Below are 6414 nucleotides of genomic sequence, written 5' to 3'. Positions count from 1 at the left end.
TCGCGAAATTTCGCAGTCGCGACGCCAGAGACCGAGGGTTAGATCATGCCTAGCATTCACCTTCCGGCCGCCCGCTAGCGGACCCTGGTCAGGTTCCGCGAAGGTGGGCGCAGACATGCTGGGCTCGTCAGGATCAAACTGCACTATGAGGCGGCGGTTCATACCGCGCCAGGGGAGCGAATGGACAGCGAGGAGCCTCCGAACGTTCGGGTCGCCTGCTCGGGTGATATCGACGAGGTTGTGCGGCTGATGCACGACGCTGCGGCGTGGATGTCCGCCAAGGGAACGCCCGCCTGGGACGTCGCGCGGATCGACCGGACATTCGCGGAGACCTTCGTCCTGAGATCCGAGCTCCTAGGGATCGCCTCAGAAAACGGAAAATAAAGCACGCTAAGCCGTAAGTAAGCGTGCTCCTGTGAAAGCCACAGCTAAAACTGCGTAGTACACATAGAGGTATTTTTTTCTAGATTTATATCGAATTTCGTTATCGAATTTCGCTTATTATTGATCAACTCGTTGCAGATCATGAAGGCGAAAGTATGACGAATAACCCTACCGATGACAGCAGACCATGGTCGGTCTTTCTTATTTTTCTGCGGCTTGGATTGACATCTTTTGGCGGCCCCATTGCGCACTTGGGCTACTTCCGCGCCGAATTTGTCACACGGCGGCGCTGGCTCTCCGAACGGAGCTATGCTGACTTGGTCGCGCTTTGTCAGTTCTTGCCAGGGCCTGCAAGCAGCCAGGTCGGCATAGCGGTAGGACTGTCTCGGGCTGGATACAGCGGGGCGCTGGCTGCTTGGGCTGGCTTCACGCTGCCGTCTGCCATAGCCTTGATCCTTTTTGCGCTCGGCATCTCCAGCTATGGCGATTACGTCTCGCAGGGCGCGTTGCATGGCTTAAAAGTGGTGGCTGTGGCCGTGGTCGCTCAAGCAGTATGGGGCATGGCGCGTAACCTATGCACGGATGGGCTGCGAGTCACCATCATGGCAATTGCTACCTGCGTCGTTTTACTTGTGCCGTCCGCGTGGGGACAGGTTGGCGTGATTGCTATCGCAGGCATCGCAGGCCGGTTATTGTTCAAGCCAGCGAAAGTTGTTGAGCATGACCCCCTACCTATCACGGTCAGTCACCGGGCCGGCGTGCTTTGGCTCTCGCTGTTCTTTGTCTTGCTGATTGGCCTGCCGGTGTTGGCCGAACTGATGCCAAGTCAAACCATGGCAATGGTGGATTCCTTCTATCGTGTCGGATCACTGGTGTTCGGCGGTGGTCACGTTGTGCTGCCATTACTGCAAGCCGAAGTGGTGCCCTCCGGCTGGGTCAACAATGAATCCTTTCTCGCGGGGTACGGGGCAGCTCAAGCGGTGCCCGGCCCTTTGTTCACGTTCGCCGCGTTTCTTGGTGCCTCGATGAACACCGCCCCGTCGGGCTGGATCGGCGGCATTGTGTGTCTGCTGGCTATCTTCGCGCCCTCGTTCTTGCTGGTCGTCGGATCAATGCCATTTTGGGAGCGTTTGCGCCGCAATACAGGCATCCAAGCTGCGCTGGCCGGGATCAATGCCGCTGTAGTCGGCTTGCTGCTGGCCGCGCTGTATCAGCCTGTATGGACTAGCGCCATCTTTCAGCCGCAAGACTTCGGCTTGGCATTAGTTGCCCTTGTCGCACTTATGTTCTGGAAGCTCCCGCCGTGGCTGGTTGTCCTCGGTAGCGGTGCAGCTGGGTGGCTGTTGAGCGTCGCTCTGTGAGGCACAAAAAATGACTGACAAAGACCTCTACGGCGGTTTGATCCGCCTGCACATCCTTCACCATGCAGCCGAGGAACCTGTCTTTGGGCTGGGGATCATCGAAGAGCTACGCCGACACGGCTACGAGATGAGCGCTGGCACCGTGTACCCGATGCTGCACGGCCTGGAAAAAAAAGGCTATCTGACCTCACGCCACGAACGCACCGGGCGACGTGAACGGCGTGTTTATGACATCACTGAACAAGGCAGAACTGCACTTGCTGATGCGAAAACAAAGGTCAAGGAGCTGTTCGGAGAGTTGGTAGAAGGTGGTTGAGTTTTTGCTTCTATGTCAGGTTGAGCTATACCCTAACTGGATTGTCATTTTCAGAAGACGACTGCACCAGTTGATTGGGCGTAATGGCTGTTGTGCAGCCAGCTCCTGACAGTTCAATATCAGAAGTGATCTGCACCAATCTCGACTATGCTCAATACTCGTGTGGGCTCTGTTGCAAAAATCGTGAAGCTTGAGCATGCTTGGCGGAGATTGGACGGACGGAACGATGACGGATTTCAAGTGGCGCCATTTCCAGGGTGATGTGATCCTGTGGGCGGTGCGCTGGTATTGTCGCTATCCGATCAGCTATCGCGACCTTGAGGAAATGCTGGCGGAACGCGGCATTTCGGTCGACCATACGACGATCTATCGCTGGGTCCAGTGCTACGCCCCGGAGATGGAGAAGCGGCTGCGCTGGTTCTGGCGGCGTGGCTTTGATCCGAGCTGGCGCCTGGATGAAACCTACGTCAAGGTGCGGGGCAAGTGGACCTACCTGTACCGGGCAGTCGACAAGCGGGGCGACACGATCGATTTCTACCTGTCGCCGACCCGCAGCGCCAAGGCAGCGAAGCGGTTCCTGGGCAAGGCCCTGCGAGGCCTGAAGCACTGGGAAAAGCCTGCCACGCTCAATACCGACAAAGCGCCGAGCTATGGTGCAGCGATCACCGAATTGAAGCGCGAAGGAAAGCTGGACCGGGAGACGGCCCACCGGCAGGTGAAGTATCTCAATAACGTGATCGAGGCCGATCACGGAAAGCTCAAGATACTGATCAAGCCGGTGCGCGGTTTCAAATCGATCCCCACGGCCTATGCCACGATCAAGGGATTCGAAGTCATGCGAGCCCTGCGCAAAGGACAGGCTCGCCCCTGGTGCCTGCAGCCCGGCATCAGGGGCGAGGTGCGCCTTGTGGAGAGAGCTTTTGGCATTGGGCCCTCGGCGCTGACGGAGGCCATGGGCATGCTCAACCACCATTTCGCAGCAGCCGCCTGATCGGCGCAGAGCGACAGCCTACCTCTGACTGCCGCCAATCTTTGCAACAGAGCCCGCCGTGCTAGTCTGCTCGGTGATGGTGGAGTGAAGCCAACCCGCAATCGGGTTATGAATCTGCATCGCGATTCGCAATCAGCTGTCTCTTGAGCATGTCGAACTCCTGCGATGTTATCTCGCCGTGCTCGTGCTGCTACACCAACTTGTCCAACTCATCCGCCACACCGCTCCCCACCACCTGCGATGGCCAGGTTGTTTGCTGGGCGCATTGGCGGAGTATCGTCTCGACCCGGGACACCCACACCGGCACAACCTTACGGGAGTGATTCACTGTCAAAGAATCGGCCCGGTGCTCTGACGCAAGTATCGGGATGGTCACCATTTGTAAGCCGTAGACCTGAGTGGTGATCAAGACTTCGATACCACCGACCGTACCGGTACTAATCGACGACGGTCGTGTTCGTCGCCTGCCGCAGGGACTCTGCACACCTCCGTTTACGCATGTGCCTGGAGGAGTTGGAAATCGTCGTGTTCGGGAAACATTAAACACAGGATGGCAGCGATCTGAGCCAGCACATGATCAGCTAGCTCACCATCCGGATCGACGGCCCACTGCATCGTCGCGCCAGCGATGACCGAGTGCAGGAGCAACTCAGCTGCCGCAGGAGCACCTGGGGGCAGTCGCTTGCGGATCCCCTCCACCACCGCGCGGTTCCGCTGGATCGCAAGCGTGCGTAGCTCCGGCACCTGGAGCTCGTACCAGGAGATGAGATAGTTCACCGAGAAGTCGTTGCGAGTGTTCATGCTCCGAACGAGCACCTGCAAAAATTCCCAGAGCCCTTGCGGCCCTGCGCCTATCGGTATCGCATTCAGGTAATGCCGCACCTGCTCGACGCCGCGCTCCATCATCCTCACCAGCAGCGTATCGCGGTTGGTGAAGCGCTGGATTAACGCTGCGCGGGAGAGCCCCACCTCCTTTGCTACTCCGCTGAGCGTGAACTCTATGGGACCGCAACGCTTCAGCACTACGGTGGCGGCCTCGAGTACCTCGTCATCGGACTTGAGCTTGGGGCGGGGCATCAGTGTTCACCTTCTGTATGGGTTGGGGCGGAGGCTGTGGCTGCCGCCGCCATTGTAGCAAATTGAAGACGGAGCGAGAGTAGAGCCACGAGCCCCGCAAACACGGCCGATACAACGAGGCCAGGGAGCGGACCAGCAAGGTCGACAAACGCGCCGGCCGCAAGCATAACCATGGGCGAGGCTGACAGCATCACCGCCGAGACCGTGCCGAGTACCCGGCCGAGAAGTTCTGGCGGCGTGCGGTTGTAGATGGCAGCGTTGAGAATGGGAGAGACTGAGCCGGTCAGCAGTCCCACGAGCGCGCCCAACAACATCAGCACCGGCACGCCTGGCAACTGTGAAAGCAGAAGCGAGCCCACCGCAGAGCCACAAAATGCCACCGCCAGCCAGTTCTGCGCTGATATCCGGGCGCCGACCGACGCATGAATGGCAATGCCAAGGAGACCACCAGCCCCCATCATTGAGGAGAACAGCCCGAGCTCTGCTACTTGGCGTCCTGCATCTACAAACAGCGCAGGCATGATGACGCTGCCGTTGGCGCCAACGATGCCCACGAAGATCATCACTATACCAAAGAGAGGGCGCAGCAGGGGTTCGCTCCAGAGAAAAGCGACGCCGGCGCGCATGGAGAGAGTCGCCGTCGTGGTCATCGTCCGAGCGGCACGCGCGGGAAGCACCCACGCGCCGAGCAGACCTGCAAGGACGGAGCAGAACGCCGTCAGCCCGAGCGTTGGCGCAGCGCCAAGCAGGCCGATTGCGGCCCCCCCAAGGGCCGGGCCACCTAGAATCGCGACGTTCCCGATCACCGCTTTCAGTGACGAGACGCGCTCAACGGAGAGCCCGGCGACGTGGCCGAGTTTGGGCAGCTCACTGTCCTGCGCGGCCATACCGGGTGCGTCGAACGCGGCACCGAGCACCACGCAAGCGATCAGCCCAGTGTTCGAGAGGGCGCCAACGGCATCGAGCAGTGGGATGCTCGCCATGGCCACGCCGCCCACCACACCCGAGATCAATGCGACGGGCGCGCGCCCGAACCGATCGACGAGGCCACCACCAACCCACGCGCCGATGATGGTCGCGATGACGCTGCTAGCGGCCGTGGCGCCCGCCCAGGCCGCGCTCTTTGTATGAGACAGGACGAACCATGGAAGCGCGAGGGCCGCCACCGCGTTGCCGATCCGGAAGAGAAAGGTCGCCGCGAACAGCGTCGCGAGCGGGCTATATCGACGTTCGCTCATTCCGCTGCGGCGAGCTGCGCCTTCGCCGCAGCGAGGTACTCTTCGTTACCCGAGTCGAGGGCGAAGAGTGCGTAGGTGACCGCCCCGAACGCAAGGCGCTCCGCGATGTGGTGGGCGAGCCGCGGCCACACCCGGCCACCGGCCGCTTCATACGTGAGGAGGAGCTTCGCGAGCCCCTCTTCACCAAAGACCATAAGGTGCGCGGCCATGTCGATGGCAGGGTCATCAACGCGGGCCTCGCTCCAGTCGATCATCCCGCTGACGCGCTCCGTGTTGTCGATGAGCACATGGCCCACGTAGAGATCGCCATGCACCACCACGGAGAAATCTGGCCACGACGAATCGTCGTCGAGCCAGCGCTGCCACCGGTGGAGGCGCTTGTCGTTCACCACGAACTCGCGTCGGACGCGGTCAACGTCGTCGGCCACCTTCTGACGGGCCTGCGTCGGTGTACGGATGAGCATCCCCGCATCCACGGCGGCGGAAATGGGGACGGCATGCAGGGCGGCGAGCGCGGTCGCGAAGCTCTCCGCGAAGACCTCCGAGTCCTGCGGCACGACCCAGTCGGGCGTGGACGAACCAGGCTGGATGACCATCGCAGTCGAGTCTTCGAGCATGGGATAGGCAACGAGCTCGGCGTTGGCCACGCGCCAGTCCGGCACCGCGAACGGCAGGCGATTCTTGAGCATTGCCAGCACCCGCGCCTCTGGTTCGACCTTCGCGCTTACCTCGGCTCGGCGCGGGATGCGCAGCACCCACCGACGTCCATCGTCGACGGTGGCGATCACGATCCTATAGTCGAGCCCAAGCTCATTGACAGTCAGCGGGCCATGGAGCTTGAGCCCATGTCGGGCTGCAAGTGCGTACAGTTGGGAGGTATCGGCGGTCGTGACTACGGTCATGATTCACTCCTGAGGGCTTGACGGGTTTAGCCACCTAAATGTAACAGTCACGTCGGTTATATTCAATCCGGCACTGTTGCAAAGTTAGCGATGAGGCAGCCTTTTGTCTTATTCAAAGGCCTTACATTTCAAAAACTCTGCTTAC

At 60.3% G+C, this 6414-nt stretch carries 7 protein-coding genes; 4 read left to right on the top strand and 3 right to left on the bottom strand.

The features are described from left to right. Positions 1-180: 180 nt before the first annotated feature. The 4 genes from PG881_RS23590 to PG881_RS23570 all read left to right on the top strand — a co-directional run bounded on the left by PG881_RS23590 (position 181) and on the right by PG881_RS23570 (position 3052). On the top strand, positions 181-384 hold the full coding sequence (locus PG881_RS23590) for a hypothetical protein (protein WP_000376616.1): 204 nt from the start codon (positions 181-183) through the stop codon (positions 382-384). Positions 385-539: 155 nt separating this feature from the next. Next, a complete protein-coding gene (chrA, locus tag PG881_RS23585) occupies positions 540-1745 on the top strand; it encodes a chromate efflux transporter (protein ID WP_000184001.1) in 1206 nt (401 codons plus the stop codon). Between the two features lie 10 nt (positions 1746-1755). Then, the gene (locus PG881_RS23580; protein WP_000130000.1) at positions 1756-2061 is read left to right on the top strand and encodes a PadR family transcriptional regulator; all 306 of its coding nucleotides are present in this window, start codon (positions 1756-1758) and stop codon (positions 2059-2061) included. A gap of 226 nt (positions 2062-2287) precedes the next feature. Continuing rightward, on the top strand, positions 2288-3052 hold the full coding sequence (locus PG881_RS23570) for an IS6-like element IS6100 family transposase (protein ID WP_001389365.1): 765 nt from the start codon (positions 2288-2290) through the stop codon (positions 3050-3052). Positions 3053-3544: 492 nt separating this feature from the next. On the opposite strand, the gene mphR(A) is transcribed toward PG881_RS23570, so the two are convergent. The 3 genes from mphR(A) to PG881_RS23555 are packed head-to-tail and all read right to left on the bottom strand — an operon-like array spanning position 3545 to position 6269. Next, positions 3545-4129 carry a macrolide-binding transcriptional repressor MphR(A) gene (gene mphR(A), locus PG881_RS23565; protein ID WP_001137892.1) on the bottom strand — a complete coding sequence of 195 codons (585 nt, stop codon included), beginning with the start codon at positions 4127-4129 and terminating at the stop codon, positions 3545-3547. Continuing rightward, positions 4129-5367 (bottom strand): macrolide resistance MFS transporter Mrx(A), encoded by a 1239-nt coding sequence (gene mrx(A), locus PG881_RS23560; RefSeq protein WP_000004159.1) that lies wholly within the window; start codon positions 5365-5367, stop codon positions 4129-4131. Before mrx(A) ends, mphR(A) begins: the two co-directional genes overlap by 1 nt. Further along, a complete protein-coding gene (locus PG881_RS23555; RefSeq protein WP_000219391.1) occupies positions 5364-6269 on the bottom strand; it encodes an Mph(A) family macrolide 2'-phosphotransferase in 906 nt (301 codons plus the stop codon). The genes mrx(A) and PG881_RS23555 overlap by 4 nt, the downstream gene beginning before the upstream one ends. Positions 6270-6414 lie beyond the last annotated feature (145 nt).

The organism is Aeromonas sp. QDB54 (assembly GCF_027707385.1).
Lineage (GTDB): Bacteria > Pseudomonadota > Gammaproteobacteria > Enterobacterales > Aeromonadaceae > Aeromonas > Aeromonas hydrophila.
Note: the sequence above shows the minus strand (reverse complement) of the source record. Positions and strands in the feature narration are given on the sequence as shown.

What these genes read in the sequence shown, in the direction of transcription:
- PG881_RS23590 (WP_000376616.1), top strand. Translation starts at nt 181, where the DNA reads ATGGACAGCGAGGAGCCTCCGAACGTTCGGGTCGCCTGCTCGGGTGAT.
- chrA (WP_000184001.1), top strand. Translation starts at nt 540, where the DNA reads ATGACGAATAACCCTACCGATGACAGCAGACCATGGTCGGTCTTTCTT.
- PG881_RS23580 (WP_000130000.1), top strand. Translation starts at nt 1,756, where the DNA reads ATGACTGACAAAGACCTCTACGGCGGTTTGATCCGCCTGCACATCCTT.
- PG881_RS23570 (WP_001389365.1), top strand. Translation starts at nt 2,288, where the DNA reads ATGACGGATTTCAAGTGGCGCCATTTCCAGGGTGATGTGATCCTGTGG.
- PG881_RS23555 (WP_000219391.1), bottom strand. Translation starts at nt 6,269, where the DNA reads ATGACCGTAGTCACGACCGCCGATACCTCCCAACTGTACGCACTTGCA.